General features: G+C 44.0%; 18 protein-coding genes. 7 read left to right on the top strand and 11 right to left on the bottom strand.

The genetic code is table 11. The annotated features are described in order from the left end of the window. Positions 1-7 precede the first annotated feature (7 nt). Genes F7Y48_RS03390 through F7Y48_RS03380 form a run of 3 tightly spaced genes read right to left on the bottom strand, consistent with a single transcriptional unit; the run spans position 8 to position 2,214 of the window. Positions 8-763 (bottom strand): sulfite exporter TauE/SafE family protein, encoded by a 756-nt coding sequence (locus F7Y48_RS03390; RefSeq protein WP_005393069.1) that lies wholly within the window; start codon positions 761-763, stop codon positions 8-10. A gap of 46 nt (positions 764-809) precedes the next feature. Next, complete coding sequence (gene toxS / locus F7Y48_RS03385; RefSeq protein ID WP_005393067.1) at positions 810-1,325, bottom strand: transmembrane regulator ToxS; 516 nt, start codon at positions 1,323-1,325, stop codon at positions 810-812. Between the two features lie 10 nt (positions 1,326-1,335). Continuing rightward, positions 1,336-2,214, bottom strand: coding sequence for a transcriptional regulator (locus F7Y48_RS03380; RefSeq protein WP_005393065.1), 879 nt, complete (start codon positions 2,212-2,214; stop codon positions 1,336-1,338). 271 nt (positions 2,215-2,485) lie between these two features. Here F7Y48_RS03380 and htpG point away from each other — a divergent pair, with 271 nt between their 5' ends. From htpG to hemH, 3 genes are all read left to right on the top strand, one after another. After that, positions 2,486-4,390: a molecular chaperone HtpG gene (gene htpG / locus F7Y48_RS03375; RefSeq protein WP_005393063.1), complete on the top strand. Its 1,905-nt coding sequence runs from the start codon at positions 2,486-2,488 to the stop codon at positions 4,388-4,390. Between the two features lie 321 nt (positions 4,391-4,711). After that, positions 4,712-5,356: an adenylate kinase gene (gene adk / locus F7Y48_RS03370; protein ID WP_005393061.1), complete on the top strand. Its 645-nt coding sequence runs from the start codon at positions 4,712-4,714 to the stop codon at positions 5,354-5,356. A gap of 169 nt (positions 5,357-5,525) precedes the next feature. Next, entirely contained in the window at positions 5,526-6,488 is a 963-nt protein-coding gene (gene hemH, locus F7Y48_RS03365; RefSeq protein WP_104974378.1) for a ferrochelatase, read from the top strand. A 43-nt stretch (positions 6,489-6,531) separates the two neighbouring features. Here the strand turns inward: hemH and F7Y48_RS03360 are convergent, their stop codons facing one another. Continuing rightward, positions 6,532-7,920 (bottom strand): peptide MFS transporter, encoded by a 1,389-nt coding sequence (locus F7Y48_RS03360; RefSeq protein ID WP_005393058.1) that lies wholly within the window; start codon positions 7,918-7,920, stop codon positions 6,532-6,534. A 334-nt stretch (positions 7,921-8,254) separates the two neighbouring features. Between F7Y48_RS03360 and rfaH the strand changes: the two genes are divergently transcribed. Then, a complete protein-coding gene (rfaH, locus tag F7Y48_RS03355) occupies positions 8,255-8,755 on the top strand; it encodes a transcription/translation regulatory transformer protein RfaH (protein ID WP_005393056.1) in 501 nt (166 codons plus the stop codon). A gap of 148 nt (positions 8,756-8,903) precedes the next feature. Here the strand turns inward: rfaH and asnB are convergent, their stop codons facing one another. The 4 genes from asnB to nagA form a co-directional block, all read right to left on the bottom strand. Continuing rightward, positions 8,904-10,568 carry an asparagine synthase B gene (gene asnB, locus F7Y48_RS03350; protein ID WP_005393054.1) on the bottom strand — a complete coding sequence of 555 codons (1,665 nt, stop codon included), beginning with the start codon at positions 10,566-10,568 and terminating at the stop codon, positions 8,904-8,906. A 230-nt stretch (positions 10,569-10,798) separates the two neighbouring features. Then, positions 10,799-12,388 (bottom strand): cation:proton antiporter family protein, encoded by a 1,590-nt coding sequence (locus tag F7Y48_RS03345; protein WP_316681018.1) that lies wholly within the window; start codon positions 12,386-12,388, stop codon positions 10,799-10,801. An 81-nt stretch (positions 12,389-12,469) separates the two neighbouring features. Then, the gene (locus F7Y48_RS03340; RefSeq protein ID WP_006742713.1) at positions 12,470-13,684 is read right to left on the bottom strand and encodes an ROK family protein; all 1,215 of its coding nucleotides are present in this window, start codon (positions 13,682-13,684) and stop codon (positions 12,470-12,472) included. A 2-nt stretch (positions 13,685-13,686) separates the two neighbouring features. Next, complete coding sequence (nagA, locus tag F7Y48_RS03335) at positions 13,687-14,823, bottom strand: N-acetylglucosamine-6-phosphate deacetylase (RefSeq protein WP_316681016.1); 1,137 nt, start codon at positions 14,821-14,823, stop codon at positions 13,687-13,689. Between the two features lie 489 nt (positions 14,824-15,312). Here nagA and nagE point away from each other — a divergent pair, with 489 nt between their 5' ends. Then, positions 15,313-16,884, top strand: coding sequence for an N-acetylglucosamine-specific PTS transporter subunit IIBC (nagE, locus tag F7Y48_RS03330; RefSeq protein WP_006742711.1), 1,572 nt, complete (start codon positions 15,313-15,315; stop codon positions 16,882-16,884). 236 nt (positions 16,885-17,120) lie between these two features. After that, positions 17,121-18,791 (top strand): glutamine--tRNA ligase, encoded by a 1,671-nt coding sequence (gene glnS / locus F7Y48_RS03325; protein WP_005393044.1) that lies wholly within the window; start codon positions 17,121-17,123, stop codon positions 18,789-18,791. A gap of 289 nt (positions 18,792-19,080) precedes the next feature. Here glnS and fcrX read toward each other — a convergent pair whose 3' ends face one another. Continuing rightward, a complete protein-coding gene (gene fcrX, locus F7Y48_RS03320) occupies positions 19,081-19,530 on the bottom strand; it encodes a ferric iron uptake transcriptional regulator FcrX (RefSeq protein WP_005382141.1) in 450 nt (149 codons plus the stop codon). Positions 19,531-19,730: 200 nt separating this feature from the next. On the opposite strand from fcrX, the gene F7Y48_RS03315 reads away from it, so the two are divergent. Then, on the top strand, positions 19,731-20,234 hold the full coding sequence (locus F7Y48_RS03315; protein ID WP_047009532.1) for a DUF4442 domain-containing protein: 504 nt from the start codon (positions 19,731-19,733) through the stop codon (positions 20,232-20,234). A gap of 50 nt (positions 20,235-20,284) precedes the next feature. On the opposite strand, the gene fldA is transcribed toward F7Y48_RS03315, so the two are convergent. Together fldA and F7Y48_RS03305 are read right to left on the bottom strand one after the other, a co-directional pair. After that, the gene (gene fldA, locus F7Y48_RS03310; protein WP_005393040.1) at positions 20,285-20,818 is read right to left on the bottom strand and encodes a flavodoxin FldA; all 534 of its coding nucleotides are present in this window, start codon (positions 20,816-20,818) and stop codon (positions 20,285-20,287) included. Positions 20,819-20,866: 48 nt separating this feature from the next. Then, positions 20,867-21,088 carry a DUF2788 domain-containing protein gene (locus tag F7Y48_RS03305; protein WP_005393038.1) on the bottom strand — a complete coding sequence of 74 codons (222 nt, stop codon included), beginning with the start codon at positions 21,086-21,088 and terminating at the stop codon, positions 20,867-20,869. Between the last annotated feature and the right edge of the window lie 95 nt (positions 21,089-21,183).

Genomic DNA, 21,183 nt, shown 5'->3' with positions numbered 1-21,183 from the left:
AATCGGTTTAAACTAGCAACTTGATGCCCACGGCAAACGTGAGAATTTCGAATGCAATTTTAATCACTCGGTTGCTGTATCGAGTCGCGGCCCATGCGCCTAAACTGCCGCCTAGAAATGAGCTTAACAATAAAACAGGCAACCAAGCCCAATGTATCGGAGCGCCAGCTTGGACGACGGCAATGCCTCCAATGCCATTCCAAAACAGGCCGACACAAATCATGGTGTAAGCAACGGCTTGTTTATAGTTATACCCAAACCAGCGAACTAAAAATAATGTCACGAGCAGACCAGAACCTGCGGTCAGCGACCCGTTGATGATACCGATGAGCATTAGTCCGACACCGCCGATGACCCAACCGATTGGGTGACGGTTACGTATTATTTCTTCTTGGCCTAACGATTTCTTAAACCGTGAATAGATGCCGAGCGCGAGAATCATGCTCCCTAGCATTTTTTCCGCCATACCATCAGGTATTTGGACAATTAGGTTCGCCCCTAAGACTACGCCAATGCTGCCAGAGACTATAAGGTAGAGCGCTATCTTCCATTTAATTGTGCCTGCTTTTAAGTGTGTGCTTGCTGCCCCTAAGCCTAAAGCGACGGAGGCCACTTTATGTGTCCCCAGTGCAACTGAGAATGGCAAGCCGAGAAAGATGAGCAAAGGGAATTGAAGTAAGCCTGCACCGCCGCCAGAAAGCGAAGCCAGAGTATTGGCGATAAGTGAGCCGAAAAAGAGGGTGAGGGTATCTAGCCAATCCATAAGCAAAATAAAGGGGGCGTCTTGCCCCCTTATCATCAAATCAAAGTTAGTTTTTAAACAGCACCGAAGAACCGTGGTTCAAGCTAGTGAGCAATAGCGTTTTTTCGTTCACGACATCAATACGGCGACTTTGCTCAGCATCAAGCTTAAAGATTTGAGTGATCAAACGTAGCTGTGCTTCGGAGAAGTCTTTTGATTGAGAAGATGAAATATCTTTAAACTCAGAAGGCGAAACCAACAAATAGTTGTCACTTACTTCCCAGCGCCCTTTTTCCGAGATATTAATCGTGGATTCTGCCGTTGAACCTTGAGCGAATAGTTTGATATTTGCTACGCGAATATAGTCTCCATTAGGGAGATATTTCACATTTGATTCAACATTAACACGACGCAGTGGGCCGACAGGATCGTCAGGCAAGCTGTCTGTAATGACCGTCACCATGGTTGACTGCCACTCATTGGCAGTGAGGACCTGTTCCACTTTTAGGTCGCTACCCCAATATAACCAACCACTGAAAAGAACGGATACGGCCAAAACCGCAGATGCTAATTTTATCTTCATTCTGGCCTCCTTATTTACAGATATCGGTTGGGTCATTTTGACCAGCGAAAATACGCAATGTCACGTTCTCATATGAATGTTGACTGTCATGAATGTAGTTCAGAATCAGCTGATTGTTCTGGCCACCTGTAGCAATCACTTCTACCGGCATTGAATCTTCTGCATGGTATTTTACGTAGCGTTCAATGCACTGCTCAATGGACGGCAACCAACTATTGATTTGCGGGTGGTTCACTGGCGTCATCACAGGTACATTTTGATACTCACCAATCTGACGGAATTGGGATTCTGCAGGATTGGTGAATAGCAATACACAAATAGGAAGCAGTAGAGACAAAAGAACGATCATACGCGGCAGCCAGTTATTAGTGTTAGCTGCTGGTTTTGGCTGTGCCTTAGGTAGTTCTACTTGAGGCTCTACTTCAGTCGTGGTGTCTGCCGCCGCTTCTGTTGACGGCGCGTCACTTGTTTCTATTTCCGCAGCGTGCGCTTCATTTTCAGAAGTGGCTTCTTCAACGTCAGTATTAGAGTCAGCAGATAATGGGCTTAAGCGTTCCACTGAACAAATGAGTTGATAACCGCGTTTAGGAACCGTTTTAACAAACTCTGGAGATTTTGTTGAGTCCTTCAACATCTTACGCAGAGTAGAGATCGCTTGAGTCAGGCTTGAGTCATCCACCTCAAAACCTTGCTCACGCCAAACAAACTCGTGAAGCTCGTTACGGGTTAAAACTTCGTTTGGTCTCTCTGCCAACATCAGAAGTATACGGCTTTCGTTGCTTCCTAATCGTACAACGTCGTTGCCGTTTTGTTGGTCAGCGAGCGAATTACTATTTGGATCAAAGGTGAACCTTTGAGCAAGTAGAAATTTGGTGCCGATGTTAGTCATTTAGTTCTTCTTAGATGGATGATGTTGTAATTATAGTGATTTATGTCACAAAATTACCGAAGCGCATGGAGTGCGCACGACATTTTAGATGCTTTTAGGCTGGTAGGATAATTAAATTTTTCTAAAAAAACACCGTTTTTAGCAATATTGACCTTGAATTTACATTTGTCAGCCACATGTTAAATGACATCTCAGTAAGGTAATTTCAAGGGGAAAGTCACAAACTTATCTCCATGAAAAAACCAATTAGTTTAGATGTTATGGAGCACACATGAGCGAAACCGTATCTCAAAACAAAGAAACTCGTGGTTTTCAATCAGAAGTAAAACAACTACTGCATTTAATGATCCATTCTCTTTATTCAAATAAAGAGATCTTTTTGCGCGAGCTGATTTCTAACGCATCAGATGCATCGGACAAGCTGCGCTTCCAAGCGCTATCTAACCCAGACTTATATGAAGGTAATGCAGATCTTTGCGTGAAACTGTCGTTTGATGAAAGCGCAAATACCTTAACCATTTCTGATAACGGTATCGGTATGAGCCGCGATGATGTGATCGAGCACCTAGGTACGATTGCAAAATCCGGGACCGCAGAGTTTTTCTCGAAACTGTCTGAAGAGCAGAGCAAAGACTCTCAGCTTATTGGTCAGTTTGGTGTTGGTTTCTACTCGGCGTTTATCGTTGCTGATGCCGTCACCGTACGTACTCGTGCTGCGGGCCTAGCCGCTGATGAAGCAGTACAATGGCACTCAGCCGGTGAAGGTGAGTACACCATCGAAAACATCACTAAAGAATCGCGTGGTACTGACATCATTCTTCATATGCGTGAAGAAGGTAAAGAGTTCCTAAATGAATGGCGTCTACGTGATGTGATCAGCAAGTACTCGGATCACATTGGCATCCCAGTTTCCATCCAAACGGTTGTTCGCGATGACGAAGGCAAAGAAACGGATGAGAAGAAGTGGGAGCAAATCAACAAAGCTCAAGCTCTGTGGACGCGTAATAAATCGGATATCTCAGATGAAGAGTATCAAGAGTTCTACAAGCACGTATCACATGACTTTGCCGATCCATTGGTTTGGAGCCATAACCGTGTAGAAGGTAAAAACGATTACACGAGCTTGCTTTACATCCCATCTAAAGCGCCATGGGATATGATGAACCGCGACCACAAATCAGGTTTGAAACTATACGTACAACGCGTGTTCATTATGGACGATGCAGAGCAGTTCATGCCGTCTTACCTACGTTTTGTACGTGGTTTGATAGACTCCAATGATTTGCCACTCAACGTATCGCGTGAGATCTTACAAGATAACAAAGTGACTCAGTCTCTACGTAATGCTTGTACTAAGCGTGTGCTAACGATGTTAGAGCGCATGGCTAAGAATGATGAAGAGAAATACCAATCATTCTGGAAAGAGTTTGGTCTTGTGATGAAAGAGGGTCCGGCAGAAGACTTCGCAAACAAAGAGAAAGTTGCAGGCTTATTGCGCTTTGCTTCAACTGAAGTGGATTCTGCGGAGCAAACCGTGGGTCTAGCTGCTTACGTTGAGCGCATGAAAGAAGGTCAAGATAAGATCTACTACTTGACGGCAGACAGCTATGCAGCTGCGAAAAACAGCCCTCACTTAGAGCAGTTCAAAGCGAAAGGCATTGAAGTTATCTTGATGTACGACCGCATTGATGAGTGGCTGATGAACTACTTAACTGAGTTTGACGGCAAGCAGTTCCAGTCAATCACAAAAGCTGGGCTCGATCTAAGTCAGTTTGAAGATGAAGCAGAAAAAGAGAAGCAGAAAGAAACTGAAGAAGAGTTTAAGTCGGTTGTAGAACGCACGAAGTCTTACCTAGGTGATCGTGTGAAAGAAGTTCGTACGACCTTTAAACTCGCGTCTACACCTGCTGTTGTGGTAACGGACGATTACGAAATGGGCACTCAAATGGCGAAGCTTCTTGCAGCGGCGGGTCAGGCAGTGCCAGAAGTGAAGTACATCTTTGAGCTAAACCCTGAGCACGAGCTGGTTAAGCGCATGGCTGACGAAGCGGATGAAGAGGCATTTGGTCGTTGGGTAGAAGTCCTGCTTGGTCAAGCAATGCTTGCAGAGCGAGGCTCAATTGAGGACCCAACGGAGTTCTTAGGAGCTGTTAATAAACTTTTGACTAAGGTGTAATAACCTCAGTACATCAAAAAGCTCGCATTTCGCGAGCTTTTTGTTTGTTGTCGCAAAATTTTGCATCTCAGGTGTTGAGTTAATAATCAATAGGGCGTGAAAGAGGGTATCGTTAACATTCTTTAGTCTTAATACACTCTTTGCGCGGCGAACCTGTGATAGAATCTGCGACTTGAATGTGAGTAATAAGGCGTGTATTTTTGCTCGCCTATATACGTTATACCGAAACTTATCGTTGCGAGTGCTTCTCGGGTTTGATGTCTAAGAAGCCCAGCTATTGTGAGCTTCGGTATAAATCTTAAATATTAAAGAGGATAAATCATGCGCATCATTCTTCTAGGTGCTCCAGGTGCAGGTAAAGGCACACAAGCAAACTTCATCATGGAAAAATACGGTATTCCACAAATCTCTACTGGTGATATGCTTCGTGCTGCTATCAAAGCAGGTACAGAGCTTGGTAAACAAGCTAAAGCTGTTATCGACGCTGGTCAGCTAGTTTCTGATGAAATCATCCTTGGACTTATCAAAGAGCGTATCGCTCAAGAAGACTGTGCGAACGGTTTCCTACTGGATGGTTTCCCACGTACTATTCCTCAAGCTGACGGCCTAAAAGAAATGGGCGTTGATGTAGACTACGTTATCGAATTTGACGTTGCAGATGATGTGATTGTTGAGCGTATGGCAGGTCGTCGTGCTCACCTTCCTTCTGGTCGTACTTACCACGTTGTTTACAACCCACCTAAAGTGGAAGGTAAAGATGACGTAACTGGTGAAGATCTTGTTGTTCGTGATGACGACAAAGAAGAAACAGTACGTGCACGTCTAGGTGTTTACCACGAGCAAACTGCACCACTAATCAACTACTACGGTAAAGAAGCTGAAGCAGGCAACACTAAGTACCTTAAGTTTGATGGTACTAAGCAAGTAGCTGAAGTTAGTGCAGATATCGAGAAAGCACTCTCGTAATTTGCTGAAGTCAAAAAATTAATATTTTGATATATTGAAAGCGACCCAAGTGGTCGCTTTTTTTAGTTTACTCGTAAACATATATCTAAATGACTTCAAGTGTCAGCGATGCAGCGCCGTGAGGCTATTTAAGTATATGAACCAAGCCGTTTACCATGAATAGGATGTTATGAAAGAGAATAATAAACAGGGTGTACTCCTAGTGAACCTGGGTACTCCTGACGCACCAACCGCTCCTGCCGTAAAGCGCTTTTTAAGTCAGTTTCTTCATGATCACCGAGTGGTAGACATGACTCGATGGCTTTGGTGTCCGCTATTGCACGGCGTTATCCTTCCAATCCGAGCTCCCAAGGTTGCTAAACTCTACCAATCAGTTTGGATGGAAGAGGGCTCGCCACTGATGGTGTACTCTAAGCGTCAAACAGAAAAGTTGGCTCAAAAGCTTGATATGCCAGTCGAACTTGGCATGACTTATGGAAATCCAAGTTTGCAATCAGGTTTTGAAGCGCTGTTGGCTAAAGGGGTAGAGGAAGTCATCGTTTTACCTTTGTATCCGCAATACTCGGGCACAACAACGGCAGCGGTTTCTGACGGAATAACTAAAGCGTTTAAAAACCTGCCCGTGATGCCGGGCTTTAGCTTTATTCGGGATTACTACAATCACCCGAAATACATTGAAGCGTTAGCGCATTCAGTTCGTGAACATTGGCAAGAGTATGGTAAGGGAGACTACTTGCTATGTTCTTATCACGGTATTCCAAAACGTTACGCTGATAATGGAGATGTTTACCCTCAGCACTGTGAAGAGACGACTCGCTTACTCGCTGAAGCGTTAGGGTTAAACGAGCAACAGATAGGTATGACGTATCAGTCTCGATTTGGCCGAGAAGAGTGGTTACAGCCCTATACCGATAAAACCCTAGAGGCACTTCCTGCAAAAGGGGTAAAAAATATCAATGTAGTGACACCAGCATTCTCTTCGGATTGTTTAGAAACGTTGGAAGAGATCTCGGAAGAGTGTAAAGAGATTTTCCTTGAAGCAGGTGGTGAAAACTTTACCTACATTCCTTGTTTGAACGATAGTGAGCTTCATATAGAAATGATGGCTGAGTTAGTTCACTCTAAGCTTTAGGTACAAAAAAGGGTCGCAAAAGCGACCCTTTTTTGTAGAGCGATTAAGCGACTTGTACTTGCTGCTCTTCGACTTGTTCTGCTGTGCTGTGAGTATTCTCTGCACCATGCATCCAGCGAACGAGCGTATTCGAGAATAGAAGTAGGATTACACCACTCACGGTAGCGCTGACGGCAATGCCACTAAAGATAGCCATTGCGCCCAATTCTCCTACGTGAGACCCCACATAGCCCGCAACGTAGTTTGCAATCGCATTACAGCCAAACCATGCACCCATCATGAGTGAAGCTAAGCGAAGCGGTGCTAACTTGGTTACCAGTGAAAGACCAATTGGAGATAAACACAGCTCGCCCAAGGTGTGGAAGAAGAAAGCACCCACCAGCCACAACATTGATGTTTTTACCGTTGTGTCTCCACCTTGTTCTAGCACAGCGCCAACCATACATAGGAAGCCAATTGCCAAGAAAAATAGTGCCATCGCAAATTTCACTGGTGACGTAGGTTCGCGTTTCCCCAGTTTTACCCAAAGGACCGCCAGAACTGGTGCTAGGGTAATAATGAAAAATGGGTTTAGCGATTGGAACCACGCAGCAGGTACTTCAAAACCACCAATCATACGATCAGTATATTGTTGAGTGTAGATGTTCATTAGGCCACCGGCCTGCTCAAAGCCAGCCCAGAAGACGATAGTGAATAAGCTCATGACCAAAATTACTTTTAGTCGGTTTACTTCTTCTTTCGTTAGGGGTTGCTTCGTGGTGGAGTTTTTGTTGCTTAGATCTCGTTTTGCTGCGGGCTCGCGACCGATGTCACCAAGCCAAGACTGAGCTAGCACCATTTGCATCACTAAGCTAATAATCATACCTACACCTGCGGCCACAAAACCGGCTTTCCAACCGTAAGAGGTTGTCACAGAGCCAGAAACGACGCCGGCAAGTAACGCACCTAAGTTGATACCCATATAAAAGATAGTGAATGCGCCGTCACGACGGTTGTCACCTTCTTTATATAAATCGCCAACCATGGTTGAGATATTCGGCTTAAAGAGGCCGTTACCAGTGATAAGCAGACCAAGACCTAAATAGAAACTGTGTAGCGAACCAATACCCAGAGCGTCAGCAGGAAGTGCGAGTGTAAACTGGCCGATAGCCATTAACGCGCCACCAAGCAAAATTGAACGGCGTTGACCTAAATAGTTATCCGCTAAGTAACCACCGATAAGAGGTGTGATATACACAAGACCAGTATAAATACCGTATAGGTCTAGTGCGTCTTTGGTTGACCAGCCAAGGCCGCCATTCATCGTTGTATCTGTAAGGTAAAGTACTAGAATGGCGCGCATTGCGTAGTAAGAAAAGCGTTCCCACAGTTCAGTACCGAACAATAAGAACAAGCCACGAGGATGGCCGAAATATTGATGTTGGTTTGACATAAGCTCTTCTAATAATAGTTATTACATTTTTTAACGACTTCTACGTATACATTGCAATTTAATGAGTGACAAACAATAAAATTTTGCATTACGACTAAAGTTGTTTGTTAAGTGACTGTTTTTGAGTGTATTTGCAGATGATATGATGGTGTGTTGGCTGTGTTACAAACTTAATTTCCATTTTTGTCTATGGACTTCTTCTCGTAAGTTCTTGAAAAAATACCGTTAATGCGAGCGATGTATAATCATACTTTTATAGATAAACTGAATGTCAATGACTCAACTTTGGCTTAATGCTAGGATAAAAACAAAATAGAATTGGCTAGTAAAAAAGATGAAACGTTGGTATCTACTTTATTGTAAACGTGGGGAGCAGGTTAGGGCGAAACAGCACCTTGAAAACCAAGGTGTAGAGTGCTTTTATCCAACTGTAGAAGTTGAGAAGATTTTGCGCGGGAAAAGACAAAAAGTCGAAGAGCCGCTGTTTCCTTGTTATGTGTTTGCGTACTTTGATTATGAACAGGGACCTAACTTCACCTCAGTCCGCTCCACTCGAGGGGTTGTTGATTTTGTGCGTTTTGGTGCTCAACCGAAAGAAGTCCAAGGTGACTTAGTCTTTGAATTGATGCAGCTAGAAAAATGCTGTAATGAAAATACCGCTTCTGAGTGTATGCCAAAACCAGGTGATCAAATCCGAGTTAAGAGCGGTCAGTTTGCAGGTATAGATGCTATCTTCCAAGAGCAAGATGGTGAGAAACGCTCAATCATGTTAGTGCAGATGATCACTAAACGAGTGCCTGTCAGTATTGATAACAGCGATTTAGACTTGAAATAGCTAATGTGTACAAACAAAAAAAGAGGTGCTTTGGCACCTCTTTTTTAATCTTGCTGGTAATCACCAGCAGTGGGACGCTGTTTAGCGAGCTTAGCAAAACAACGATGGTTACCGATTAGGAGTAGGGCATGACACCCTACTTAGTCGCTTAGTAAGCGTCGTTATGGACGGTTTGCACCGCACGACCTGACGGGTCTACACAGTTTTGGAATGACTCATCCCATTCAATCGCTTTCGCTGATGAACAAGCTACTGAAGGACCACCTGGCACACACTCAGCCGCTGAAGGTAGTGGGAATAGCTCTTCAAAGATTTCTCGGTACACGTAACCTTCTTTTGTGGTTGGCGTGTTGTATGGGAAGCGGTATTGAGCCGTTTCCATCTGCTGATCCGTCACTTTTTGCTCTGCGACTTCTTTCAACGTATCAATCCAGCTGTAACCTACGCCATCAGAGAACTGCTCTTTTTGACGCCATGCGATCGACTCTGGCAAGTAATGCTCAAAACACTCGCGTAGAATGTGTTTTTCCATTTTGCCGTTGCCACACATCTTATCTGCTGGGTTTAGGCGCATTGCAACATCAATAAACTCTTTATCAAGGAACGGTACTCGGCCTTCAACCCCCCATGCCGCTAGCGATTTGTTTGCGCGCGCGCAGTCAAACATGTTCAGAGCAAGCAGCTTACGTACTGTTTCTTCGTGGAACTCTTTCGCGTTTGGTGCTTTGTGGAAATATAGGTAACCACCAAAGATTTCGTCAGCGCCCTCACCAGACAATACCATCTTGATACCCATCGCTTTGATCTTACGACCCATTAAGAACATAGGTGTGGATGCGCGGATGGTGGTCACATCGTACGTTTCGATGTGGTAAATCACGTCGCGAATCGCGTCGAGACCTTCTTGAATTGTATAAGTCATTTCATGGTGAACGGTACCGATTTGGTCGGCAACTTCGCGAGCGGCTTTCAGGTCAGGCGCGCCTTCTAGACCCACAGCAAAAGAGTGCAGTTGTGGCCACCAAGCTTCTGACTTTTCATCGTCTTCAATTCGCATTGCAGCAAAACGTTTAGCCACAGCAGAGGTGATGGATGAATCTAAACCACCTGATAGTAAAACACCGTAAGGCACGTCAGTCATTAGTTGGCGTTTAACAGCCGCTTCTAGTGCTTCAGTCAGTTCTTCTTTGCTGGTGGTGTTACCTTGAACGGCAGCGTATTCGTTCCAGTCACGAACATAGTAACGCGTTGGCTCGGCATCTTTTGAGCTGTAGTAGCTACCAGGAGGGAACTCGCTCACTGTTTTACATACTGGAACAAGTGCCTTCATCTCTGATGCAACATAGTAGTTGCCATGCTCATCATGACCTTGATAAAGAGGGATAATGCCAATGTGGTCGCGACCGACTAAGTATTCGTCTTTTTCTTCATCGTACAGAACAAAAGCGAAAATACCGTTTAGTTCTTCAAGGAGATCTGCACCCATATCTTGGTACAGTGCAAGAATGACTTCACAGTCTGAATCGGTTTGAAACTCGTATTTTCCTTCGTAACGAGCACGAATTTCTTTATGGTTGTAGATTTCACCATTGACTGCAAGAATGAGCTTTTTATCAGGGCTGTATAGCGGTTGTGCACCACTATTTAGACCAACAATCGCCAAGCGCTCATGCGCTAAAATAGCGCGCTCTGAAGAGTAAATTCCAGACCAGTCAGGGCCACGATGACGAAGTTTTTTCGACATTTCTAATGCGATAGGGCGCAATGCGGCTGCATCGCTTTTAATGTCTAAAATGCCAAATACTGAACACATACTACATCCTTACTAAACTAAATAATTTCTAATCGGTATGGCTTCAATTTGCCATTACCAGTAAAAAAAGCAACGTTTTGTGATTATAAAAATGATAAAAAGCCTTGTTGTGTAAATATTATTTAATTTAATAGCTGTTTTGGTGAATGGAATCAAGGTTTGGTATGAAAACCATACAAAAAAGCCTTTCTATTGATAGAAAGGCTTTTAAAAAATATTAGTATGGTTGCTTATTTTATTGGTGTGAACTGAGGTTCAAGTTGTTTACACACATGTCGAGCAAAACCGCTACCTGCTTCACTGTATATATTGAATGCGGCGTCAACTCCGCTTTCCAGCAAACCTTCCAACTGATCTGGGTACTCGGCGATAGCTGCTATTTGCCCTTTATATTTTCTGCGTTTAAGCTGCTCAAGTGCGGTTTGGTTACCTTGATGATGAGGCATGGCAAGCAGCACCAGTTTGACATGACCTGTATCTAAAATTCGTTCCCAAAAATCTGGGTCTGTGGCATCGCCAGCGATCACGTTTCTTCCCTCTGAACGGTGCTGATGTGCTGCATCTTCACGAATTTCTATGCCTAGTGAAATTTTGCCATAGCGCGCACGTAATTCATCATAGGCCCCAGTCCCGATGCGCCCCATGCCTAAGATCAATACCTGGGCATGCCCAGGGTTAATGAGTTGGTCACGCTGGTTAAGCTTTTCTGTGGCTGTCTCTTGCAGCCACTTGCCGGAGTGTTGATAAATTTTGTGGCTAAGGCGGTTAAGTGGCGCAGAAATAATAAAGGACACGGACACCGCAACCGCAATCGCAGCGAGCATATCGCTTGGCATCCAGCCCATTTTATAGGCCAACCCTGCGACTATAAGGCCAAACTCACTGTAGTTGAACAGCGATAAAGAGGCGAGCAAAGAGGTACGTACTCGAAACTTAAAGTGATTAATCGTGACGAAGTACAAGAGCCCTTTTATTGGCAGCAGTAAGATAAATAGTAGGGCGAGTACGACGCCATTGACGCTCAATGAAGCGGACAAGCCAATGTTTAAAAAGAAGCAGACTAAGAACAGCTCCTTCATATTGAATAGCGATTTGGATAGCTCTGAAGCTTTAGGGTGGCCTGCGAGTAACATGCCTAAAATCAGCGCGCCCAAATCTGGTTTCATTCCGACCAGTTCGAATAGCCCTGCCCCAACAACAAGCGCGAAGAAAATACCGAACAGCACCAGCATTTCGCCGTGGCCAACTTTATCTAACAGTTTATAGAATAGTGGACGAAGGAAAGGCAATGCGAACAAACCAATGGCATACCATTCTGGGACTTTTCCGGTTGAAGCAGTCAGGAATACCACGGCAAAAATATCTTGCATAACCAAGATACCGATCGCGAGTGTGCCGTAGGTGGCGTTCATTTCCCCTTTTTCTTGCAATGCTTTTACGGCAAAAACGGTACTGGAGAACGATAGTGCAAAAGCTAAAAGTAGGATTTGACCGCTATCCATACTGGCGAGCGAAGTTAAGCCCAGTAGTTTTAAACCTGATAGCGCTAGTGCAAAAAAAGCGGTAGACAGTATGTTGTGGGCGGTCGCTCCTCCCCATATTTCTTTGGACAGTAGCGTTTTGACATCAAGCTTGAGTCCGATCGTGAATAGAAGAAGAGTGACACCAAGATCTGCAAGAGTGACGATAACGTCATTGCTTTGATAGCCAAATGCATGCAAACCAAATCCTGCCAGTAGAAAACCAACGAGGGGAGGGAGGCTACATTTAAGCGCAATAAAGCCAGCTAAAAAAGCTGTTGTAATTAGAATAATTTCCATACTGTTGAGCTGTATTCCTGATATACAAAAACGGGCTGTGAAAACACAGCCCGAGATTGTAACTCAATTAGTTGTATAAACTTAGTCTTCAAGTAACTTTTGTAACAAAACTCCGTTTAGCATTGCGCGTTTAATCATCGCAAATGCGCCCATCGTTGGCTGCTTATCAATGTGTGAAGCCACGATAGGAAGGTCGTTATGGAAAGTTTTGAGAGATTGATTTTCGACATTACGTTGAATTGCAGGGAAGACTATGTCTTGTGCGGCAGTAATGTCGCCCGCAATGACAATTTTCTGAGGGTTAAACAAGTTAACGGTAATTGCAATCGCTTTACCTAACTGGTTACCCACTCGCACTAAACTCTGCTTTGCAAGTTCGTCACCATCCATTGCATGCTGACACACAGCTTCAATCGTGATGTTTTCAAGGTCAGTCAAGCTTGACTCATAGCCTTGAGCAATCAGTTGTTTTACTCGTTGGATAATAGCTGGGTTCGCTGCTACGGTTTCTAAGCAACCAAAGTTCCCACATTGGCACTGTTCACCAAGCGGATCGATTTGGATATGACCAATTTCACCGACGTTGCGGTTAAAGCCAAGAAAAACCTGGCCGTTAACGATAATACCTGCGCCAGTACCGCGGTGAACGCTAACTAAAATGGAGTCCTGACAGTCTTGGCTTGCCCCAAAGTAGTGCTCCGCTAACGCCATGCCACGTACGTCATTCCCAACAAAGCATGCGGTATTAAACTTCTCTCCAACAATTTCACCCAGCGCCAGATTATCGATATCGGTATTCGGCATGTACTCAACTACGCCTGTTGTTGGGTTAACAAGGCCCGGTAGCGTAATACCAATTGCGATGAGCTGATCAATTTTGTCTTCGCAACGGTTTACGAAGTCTTTAAGTAAATCGATAAGCCCAGCGATCAAGTCAGCTTGGTTGGTGTAATGCAGTTCGTGCTGATCTTCCGCAAGTGCGGTGCCACCTAAATCGTACAAACAAAATTGTACGTAATCTCGACCTAAACGAACCGCAATAGAGTGGAAGGGTTTGACTTCGGTGGTCAGAGAGATTGCACGACGACCACCAGTTGAAGCTTGCTGGGCGACCTCTTTAATAAGGCCGCGCTCTAAAAGTTGGCGGGTTATTTTGGTAACACTAGCAGGTGCGAGCTGGCTCACATCTGCGACTTGAATACGGGAGATAGGACCTTGCTGATCAATCAGCCTATATACCGCAGCGCTGTTAAGCTGTTTTACTAAATCTACATTACCAATCTGTCCGCCATTCATGCTTAATTTTGCTCGTATTGTCCGTTAACAACCGTCGCTTTTACTTTGAAGTCACGATCGAAAATGGTTAGGTTTGCAACCATCCCTTTTCGAACTCGGCCAAGGCGATCCTCAACACCAATTGCAGTTGCTGGGTATAACGTGGCCATTCGTAGAGCTTCGTCTAAAGCGATCCCCGCGTGCTCAACTGAATTCTGAACTGCTTCTATCATTGTCAAAGCTGAGCCGCCTAGTGTGCCGTTTTCATCAACACACTTACCATCTCGGTAATATACTTTCTTACCGACAAAAATAAAGTGATCAATGTTAGCACCTGCTGGAGCTGTGGCATCCGTCACCAAAACAAGCTTGTCACCTTTGATTTTATGAGCAATTCGGATGTTTGCGTAGTCTACGTGGAAACCATCAGCAATAATGCCAGCATAAACGTCAGGCGTATCGTAAATTGCACCAACAACTCCAGGTTCACGACCAACCATTGGTGTCATCGCATTAAATAGGTGTGTGGCAAAAGTAATACCTGCTTCAAAGCCTTTACGCGCTTCGGCGTAGGTCGCATTTGTATGACCAATAGAAACTACTATGCCGGCTGCTTTTAATCGTGCAATATGCTCTGGATCGTTTTGCTCTGGTGCAAGCGTTACTTTAGCGATGATATCGGCGTTTGCGCAGATCAGATCAATCATGCTTTCATCTGACGGGCGAATAAAATCGACGTTGTGGATACCTTTTTTCGCGACGTTAAGATAAGGGCCTTCTAGGTGTAGACCAAGTGATTGGTTTTGATATTGGTTATGATATTCACGAGCGGCAGAAATTGCAGTTCGCATATCTTCGTCTGATGAAGTAATGAGCGTTGGTAAGAAGCTAGTACAGCCGGACTTGAGGTTTGCTTCGTGCATGATTTGCATGGTTTCCGGTGTGATTGCATCGTTTAGCATTACACCGCCACAGCCATTCAGTTGCAGGTCGATAAAGCCCGGACTTAGGTTTGCGCCTGCGAGGTCTTTCACTTTGATGCCCTGAGGTAGCTCTGCAACCGGCACAATAGATTGAATAAGGTCGTTTTCGATGATGACCGCATGATCGGTAAGAACATCACTACCGGTATAAATTTTACAGTTACTGAGCGCGTACATAGTCAGCTAGTCCTTATAGATGAGAATTCAATTTCTATATCGTTACCTAAGTGGAGACTGCTTTAGTCATATGGGTACTTAGTTTGTATCACTGAATTAGATAACGAGTCACATACAGCAAGTCGCGTTTTATCGATGTTATTGTCATAGTAACTAACTGAAAAGTAATAATTGTATGGTTTTTTATGATTCTTTTTCAGAGCAAAGTTACAGTGATTTACCCGCCTAGATACCAAAATAACACTGATTCTGCCTTGCATAAAGTGCGAGAATATTATCTTTAAAACGCCATTTTTTCGTATAATAAAATAAGTTTTATGATCTCGCTAGCAAAAACCTTCCGAAAGGGCAAATTGTGGTGATTATGATCACAAACGGTGAGCTTTTAATTTGCGGAGCAAAATTAATGTCATAAACTGAGGATGACTAAATTGGACGACTGAAATAAGTCATTCAACATAACATCTAATCCTATAGGGGGAACTTAAGGTGAATATTCTCGGATACGCGCAGAAGTTAGGTAAAGCTCTTATGCTTCCTATTGCGACTTTGCCAATCGCAGGCTTGTTACTGCGCTTGGGCCAGCCGGATGTTTTTGACATCGCATTTATGGCACAAGCAGGTAACTCAATCTTTTCTAACCTTCCATTGTTATTTGGCCTTGGTATTGCGATCGGTCTATCTAAAGATGGTCAAGGTGCAGCTGGCCTTGCTGGTGCAGTTGCGTACTTTGTACTGACAGCGACAGCGTCAACAATTGATGCATCAGTAAACATGTCGTTCTTTGGTGGTATCATCGCAGGTATTATTGCTGGCCACTCTTACAACGCTTTCCATGCTACACGTCTTCCTGAGTGGCTTGCTTTCTTCTCTGGTAAACGTTTAGTGCCGATTATGGCAGGTCTATTCGCTTTAGTTGCTGGTGCAGTTGGTGGCATTGTATGGCCAACAATTCAAGGTGGTCTAGATGCGCTTGCTCATGGCATCTCAACTTCTGGCGCTATTGGTCAGTTTATCTACGGTACACTGAACCGAGCCCTTATTCCTGTAGGTCTACACCACGTACTTAACTCATTCTTCTGGTTTGGTATGGGGTCTTGTCAAGAAGTGCTAGTAACTGGTGCAAATGCTGCGGGTCAAGCGCTTCCTGCTCTACAACAACTGTGTGTGGATCCTGCGCTAGCGAAAACGCTTGTGGCTGGTCAAACTCATACATTTGAATTCGCTAACTCTGTCACTCCTGAAATCACTGCAACAGTGAAGGAAGTAACTGAAACAGTTAAATCTGGTGACCTACACCGTTTCTTCGGCGGCGATAAGAGCGCTGGTGTGTTCATGAACGGTTTCTTCCCAGTAATGATGTTCGGCCTACCTGGTGCGGCGCTTGCAATGTACCTAGCGGCTCCTGCTGAGAAACGTAGCCAAGTTGGTGGTGCATTGTTCTCTGTTGCATTCTGTTCATTCCTAACTGGTATCACAGAGCCTCTAGAGTTCATGTTCGTATTCCTAGCGCCTGCACTATACGCGATTCACGCAGTGTTCACTGGTCTGTCGCTTGTTGTTGCTAACATGCTTGGTACGCTACACGGCTTCACATTCTCAGCTGGTCTAATTGACTACTTGTTGAACTACGGTCTAGCAACTAAACCGCTACTACTTGGTGCAGTTGGTCTTGGCTTTGGTGCTCTATACTTCTTCACATTCAGCTTCGCAATCCGCGCATTCAACTTGAAATCGCCTGGTCGTGAAGATGACGACAGCGAAGCAGCAGCGCCTGCTGGTGAGAAGAAAAGTGGTGACCTAGCTCGCCAATACTTAAAAGCACTTGGCGGTCATGACAACCTAACTTCAATCGACGCATGTATCACTCGACTACGCTTGACGCTAAAAGATCGTTCAGTCGCTGATGAGGAAGTACTGAAGAAACTGGGTGCGAAAGGTGTGGTTAAACTTGGTGAAAACAACCTTCAAGTTATCCTTGGCCCTCTAGCTGAAATCGTTGCTGGCGAAATGAAAGCAATCGGTGCTAATGAAGACCTATCGAATGTAAAATTGCCTTAATTACATCGAACTGATATCTGACTAAAGACCTCCCTTGGGAGGTCTTTTTTTGTTTTGGCACTTTGAATCTGCTGTGCTTTCGCACTAACTCGATAAATATTGTCGTTTTAGCGCGAGTTCTTGTTGTCTAATTGCTTAGAATTGTGGATCATTAGAAACAATGTACTCTGCAAAACCATACTTGGATGCAGAGTTCCGTTTTCTCTGACAATACTAATATTTTTGAGGTGCTATAGATGAGTGAAGCTGATGCTCGTCCATCAAACTTTATTCGCCAGATCATTGATAAAGACCTAGCGGATGGTAAACACACTAGCGTGCATACTCGATTCCCGCCGGAGCCAAATGGCTACCTGCATATCGGTCATGCTAAGTCTATCTGTTTGAACTTCGGTATTGCTCAGGACTACCAGGGTCAATGTAATCTACGTTTCGACGATACGAACCCTGAAAAAGAAGACATCGAATACGTTGAGTCTATCAAGAAAGATGTAAACTGGTTGGGCTTTGAGTGGAGTGGTGAAGTATGTTACTCATCAAACTACTTCGATAAGCTTTACGAATATGCAATTGAATTGATTAACAAAGGCTTAGCGTACGTAGATGAGCTAAGTCCAGAGCAGATTCGTGAATACCGTGGCACGCTAAAGGCGCCAGGTAAACCAAGCCCATACCGTGACCGTTCTGTTGAAGAGAACTTAGCGTTATTTGAAAAAATGCGCGCTGGTGAATTTGAAGAAGGTAAAGCGTGTCTTCGTGCCAAGATTGACATGGGTTCTTCATTCATGGTTATGCGCGATCCAGTTTTATACCGTGTGCGTTTTGCTACGCACCACCAAACTGGTGATAAGTGGTGCATTTACCCAATGTACGACTTCACGCACTGTATCTCTGATGCATTAGAAGGCATTACACACTCTATCTGTACGCTTGAGTTTATGGATAACCGTCGTCTGTACGACTGGGTTCTGGACAACATCACGATCGAAAGCCGTCCGCATCAATACGAGTTCAGTCGCTTAAACCTTGAGTACACAGTGATGTCTAAGCGTAAGCTTAATCAACTCGTCACTGAAAAACTGGTTAACGGTTGGGATGACCCACGTATGCCAACAGTCTCAGGTCTGCGTCGTCGTGGCTTCACGCCAGCATCTATCCGTGAGTTCTGTAAGCGTATTGGTGTAACGAAGCAAGAAAATATGATCGAGTTTAGCTCACTAGAATCTTGTATTCGTGATGACCTAAACGAGAACGCTCCGCGTGCAATGGCTGTGCTGGATCCTGTTAAAGTTGTTATCGAAAACTTTGAAGAAGGTGCAGTAGAAAACTTGACGGTTGCTAATCACCCAAACAAACCAGAGATGGGTGTGCGTGAAGTACCATTCACTCGAGAGTTGTGGATTGAGCGTGAAGACTTCCGTGAAGAGGCGAACAAAAAGTACAAGCGTTTAGTGCTAGGTAAAGAAGTTCGCTTACGTGGTGCTTACGTGATCAAAGCAGAGCGCGTTGAAAAAGATGCCGAAGGCAACATCACGACTATCTTCTGTTCTTACGATGCAGACACACTAGGTAAGAACCCGGCTGATGGCCGTAAAGTAAAAGGTGTGATTCATTGGGTATCAGCTGATAAAGCATTACCAGCGGAAATCCGTCTGTACGATCGTCTATTTACGGTTCCAAACCCGGGTGCAGCAGAAGACTTTGCTTCTACAATCAACCCTGAATCATTAGTTGTGATCAATGGTTTTGTAGAGCCTAGCTTAGCGTCAGCAGAAGCAGAAAAAGGCTACCAGTTTGAGCGTATGGGTTACTTCTGCGCAGACTCGAAAGATTCTTCAGCAGATAAACTAGTATTCAACCGCACGGTTGGCCTACGTGATACTTGGGCAAAAATTGAGAACCAATAATCTCGATTAATGCAAAAATCGATAAAAATGCCAGCAAATGCTGGCATTTTTTTATTCTCATTATCGTAATGCGGCGGTTATAGGTAGTGTAGGGAGTTGCTTAAGAACGAGGGACGTTTGATAAATGTTCGGTTTGGAAGCAAAACAATGATGTTTATTAAGGTTTGAATTGGTAAGTCTAATCGACGCTTTACAAAAGTTGGTACGGCAATTCAGCTATTGAAAGATATCGCCCTCAGAAACAAAAAACGCCAGCATGAGCTGACGTTTATTTTAAATCAACAAACCGTTATTTTTTTGGTTTGTGTGCATCTGGATTGTCTTTACAACCACCATCACTGCACTTGCCGTACAAGTATAAGCTGTGGTTTGTTAGCGTGACATTGTACTTAGCTGCAATCTCTTTTTGACGTTCTTCAATAAGATCGTCAGAAAATTCAATTACCTCACCACAGTCTAGGCACACTAGATGGTCGTGGTGATGTTGAGTCGATAATTCGAAGACTGACTTACCACCTTCAAAGTGGTGACGAGTTACAATACCAGCATCATCGAACTGGTTTAGAACTCGGTAAACAGTTGCTAGGCCAATCTCTTCACCTAGATCAATCAACTTTTTGTACAAATCTTCAGCACTGATGTGCTGGCAGTCTGGCTGCTGAAGTACTTCTAGAATTTTTAGCCTTGGAAGGGTTACTTTTAAACCCGCATCCTTCAGCGCCTGATTATTATCTGACATATACTTTCCCGTTGGATCATCTGCAGCGATTTAACAGAATTCAATCTTCCTACCATTATAGGATAAGCGCTCAGAACATTAAACCACGAACTTCAAAGGGTTAATAGAATCTTTTTGTAAATTAGAAACAGGTCGATTATATTACAGATCTGACCAGTTACAATTATGTAACATTGAGCTTGGAGAGGGCACGGACTGCGATGAATAAGCGACTTGCGAAGATATACAAACCAGGAATTGTAAAATTCGCACTCAATATTTGGCCACCTTTTTGGGGCGCTGGTATTAAAATCTTACATATTTCTGAAGACTTTCGTACCGTGAAGGTGCGTTTGAAGCTTCGCTGGTGGAATAAAAACGCCAATCGTACTCAGTATGGTGGCAGTATTTTCTCTTTAACTGATCCCATTTACTCGTTGATGCTGATGGGGATTCTACGCGAGGAGTATTACGTGTGGGATAAAGAGGCGAGTATTAACTTTATTAAGCCAGGGCAAAGTGATTTATATGCAGAATTCGAAGTTACTGAAGGGATGCTAGAAAACATTTATCAAATGACACGGAATGGAGAAAAGTGTTTTCCTGAATTTATTACCCATGTAAAAGATAAGCAGGGGAATGTGGTTTCAGAGGTTCAACGCAAGCTTTATGTAAGAAAGAAACCTCAGTATCGCGAAGAGGAAGTGCTCACCGATGCTTTGTGACAATATACAAAAAGACCTCCAATCGGAGGTCTTTGTATAATTCGATTTATTTAGCCTTCAAGCTCAGCTAAACACATTTCTTCGTAAATCTGTTTAACCCAGTTCTCAACACGTTCGTCAGTCAGTTCCGGTTGACGGTCTTCATCGATACATAGACCTACGAATTGGCTGTCGTCGCCTTCAACAAGTGCTTTAGACGCTTCAAATTCGTAGCCTTCTGTTGAAGTATGGCCAAGAATTGTGCCACCTTTAGACTCAACGATATCACGTACTGTGCCCATCGCGTCACAGAAGTACTCTGCGTAGTCCTCTTGGTCGCCACAGCCAAAGATAGCCACTAGCTTAGTAGAGAAGTCGATTTGCTCAAGTTCAGGGAAGAAATCATCCCAATCACATTGTGCTTCGCCGTAGTACCAAGTTGGGATACCTAGAAGAAGAAGATCGAAGTTATCAATGTCTTCTTTGCTGCTTTTCGCGATGTCTTGAACGTGAACTAGATGCTTACCTAGTTGCTTTTGAATCATCTTTGCAACGGCTTCAGTATTACCTGTGTCGCTACCGAAGAAGATACCTACACTTGCCATAGAGTCTATACCTTTACATTGTTTGTTATTGGCGATGGTACTAAGGGTTTAACCTAACCCAGAGCCTTCCCAAGTTAGCTGAATTACACCTTTTGCAATAAAGCCAGCACAGCCTAGGAAAAGGACTAACCACACAATACGACGACCAAAAACAGGTACATTGCCTTGCTTTAGCACATCTTTTATCGCCATCCCGATGAAAAAGAAGATAGCAGCAAAAAGAAGATCGAGCCCAATAGACTCGAGCATATCCATATAGTCGTAAAGCATTTTAGCCCTTCATGCCGAAAAATCTTGGGCGCACTATACCACTGTTAAACGGTAAAGTTAATGCACTACAAGAAGGGTTATTTCAATAATCTATT

The organism is Vibrio sp. 2-1-2a (genome assembly GCF_032648565.1).
Classification (GTDB): Bacteria; Pseudomonadota; Gammaproteobacteria; order Enterobacterales; family Vibrionaceae; genus Vibrio; species Vibrio diabolicus.
The sequence above is the reverse complement of the archived record's forward strand: the minus strand, read 5'-3'. Positions and strand labels throughout refer to the sequence as shown.

What these genes read in the sequence shown, in the direction of transcription:
- F7Y48_RS03390 (WP_005393069.1), bottom strand. Translation starts at nt 763, where the DNA reads ATGGATTGGCTAGATACCCTCACCCTCTTTTTCGGCTCACTTATCGCC.
- toxS (WP_005393067.1), bottom strand. Translation starts at nt 1,325, where the DNA reads ATGAAGATAAAATTAGCATCTGCGGTTTTGGCCGTATCCGTTCTTTTC.
- F7Y48_RS03380 (WP_005393065.1), bottom strand. Translation starts at nt 2,214, where the DNA reads ATGACTAACATCGGCACCAAATTTCTACTTGCTCAAAGGTTCACCTTT.
- htpG (WP_005393063.1), top strand. Translation starts at nt 2,486, where the DNA reads ATGAGCGAAACCGTATCTCAAAACAAAGAAACTCGTGGTTTTCAATCA.
- adk (WP_005393061.1), top strand. Translation starts at nt 4,712, where the DNA reads ATGCGCATCATTCTTCTAGGTGCTCCAGGTGCAGGTAAAGGCACACAA.
- hemH (WP_104974378.1), top strand. Translation starts at nt 5,526, where the DNA reads ATGAAAGAGAATAATAAACAGGGTGTACTCCTAGTGAACCTGGGTACT.
- F7Y48_RS03360 (WP_005393058.1), bottom strand. Translation starts at nt 7,920, where the DNA reads ATGTCAAACCAACATCAATATTTCGGCCATCCTCGTGGCTTGTTCTTA.
- rfaH (WP_005393056.1), top strand. Translation starts at nt 8,255, where the DNA reads ATGAAACGTTGGTATCTACTTTATTGTAAACGTGGGGAGCAGGTTAGG.
- asnB (WP_005393054.1), bottom strand. Translation starts at nt 10,568, where the DNA reads ATGTGTTCAGTATTTGGCATTTTAGACATTAAAAGCGATGCAGCCGCA.
- F7Y48_RS03345 (WP_316681018.1), bottom strand. Translation starts at nt 12,388, where the DNA reads ATGGAAATTATTCTAATTACAACAGCTTTTTTAGCTGGCTTTATTGCG.
- F7Y48_RS03340 (WP_006742713.1), bottom strand. Translation starts at nt 13,684, where the DNA reads ATGAATGGCGGACAGATTGGTAATGTAGATTTAGTAAAACAGCTTAAC.
- nagA (WP_316681016.1), bottom strand. Translation starts at nt 14,823, where the DNA reads ATGTACGCGCTCAGTAACTGTAAAATTTATACCGGTAGTGATGTTCTT.
- glnS (WP_005393044.1), top strand. Translation starts at nt 17,121, where the DNA reads ATGAGTGAAGCTGATGCTCGTCCATCAAACTTTATTCGCCAGATCATT.
- fcrX (WP_005382141.1), bottom strand. Translation starts at nt 19,530, where the DNA reads ATGTCAGATAATAATCAGGCGCTGAAGGATGCGGGTTTAAAAGTAACC.
- F7Y48_RS03315 (WP_047009532.1), top strand. Translation starts at nt 19,731, where the DNA reads ATGAATAAGCGACTTGCGAAGATATACAAACCAGGAATTGTAAAATTC.
- fldA (WP_005393040.1), bottom strand. Translation starts at nt 20,818, where the DNA reads ATGGCAAGTGTAGGTATCTTCTTCGGTAGCGACACAGGTAATACTGAA.
- F7Y48_RS03305 (WP_005393038.1), bottom strand. Translation starts at nt 21,088, where the DNA reads ATGCTTTACGACTATATGGATATGCTCGAGTCTATTGGGCTCGATCTT.